This window comes from Nocardia sp. NPDC050435, assembly GCF_040655395.1.
GTDB lineage: Bacteria > Actinomycetota > Actinomycetes > Mycobacteriales > Mycobacteriaceae > Nocardia.
In genome coordinates, this window is sequence record NZ_JBFAJW010000025.1 from 1 (window position 1) to 1,268 (window position 1,268).

General features: G+C 55.8%; 2 rRNA genes (1 of these 2 running past the window's edge). Both read right to left on the reverse strand.

Features of this window, described 5'->3' with window-relative positions:
- Nucleotides 1-4 precede the first annotated feature (4 nt).
- Nucleotides 5-121: ribosomal RNA gene (rrf, locus tag AB0I43_RS40665) — 5S ribosomal RNA — on the reverse strand.
- A 117-nt stretch (nt 122-238) separates the two neighbouring features.
- Nucleotides 239-1,268: ribosomal RNA gene (locus tag AB0I43_RS40670) — 23S ribosomal RNA — on the reverse strand (it continues 2,197 nt past the right edge of the window).

The window sequence follows — 1,268 nt, forward strand, 5'->3', positions numbered from 1 at the left end:
GATGTTCCGGCGGTGTCCTACTCTCCCACACCCTGTCGAGTGCAGTACCATCGGCGCAGGTGGCCTTAGCTTCCGGGTTCGGAATGGGACCGGGCGTTTCCCCACCGCTATAGCCGCCGTAACACTATGAAACTATCCACTCCGGAACCAACCCCAACACCCCCACAAGGGAGCCTCAGGAGGTTCTGAAACGGCGTGTGTTGTTTCAGATACCGCACAGTGGACGCGTAGCCTCTTCGTTAATAAGCCCTCGGCCTATTAGTACCAGTCACCTACACCCGTTACCGGGCTTCCAGTTCTGGCCTATCAACCCCATGGTCTGTAGGGGGCCTTAACCCATCAAGTGGGAGAGAAACCTCATCTTGGAACAGGCTTCCCGCTTAGATGCTTTCAGCGGTTATCCCTTCCGAACGTAGCCAACCAGCAGTGCCCTTGGCAGAACAACTGGCACACCAGAGGTTCGTCCGTCCCGGTCCTCTCGTACTAGGGACAGCCTTCCTCAAGTTTCTTAACGCGCGCGGCGGATAGAGACCGAACTGTCTCACGACGTTCTAAACCCAGCTCGCGTGCCGCTTTAATGGGCGAACAGCCCAACCCTTGGGACCTACTCCAGCCCCAGGATGCGACGAGCCGACATCGAGGTGCCAAACCATCCCGTCGATATGGACTCTTGGGGAAGATCAGCCTGTTATCCCCGGGGTACCTTTTATCCGTTGAGCGACACCGCTTCCACTTGCCGGTGCCGGATCACTAGTCCCGACTTTCGTCCCTGCTCGAGCTGTCGCTCTCACAGTCAAGCTCCCTTGTGCACTTGCACTCGACACCTGATTGCCAACCAGGCTGAGGGAACCTTTGGGCGCCTCCGTTACATTTTGGGAGGCAACCGCCCCAGTTAAACTACCCACCAGGCACTGTCCCTGAACCAGATCATGGTCCGAGGTTAGAAGTCCAATACGATCAGAGTGGTATTTCAACGACGACTCCCCAGAAACTGGCGTCCCTGGATCAAAGTCTCCCACCTATCCTACACAAACCGTACCGAACACCAATACCAAGCTATAGTGAAGGTCCCGGGGTCTTTTCGTCCTGCCGCGCGTAACGAGCATCTTTACTCGTAATGCAATTTCGCCGAGTCTGTGGTTGAGACAGCAGAGAAGTCGTTACGCCATTCGTGCAGGTCGGAACTTACCCGACAAGGAATTTCGCTACCTTAGGATGGTTATAGTTACCACCGCCGTTTACCGGGGCTTAAATTCTCAGCTTCGCGC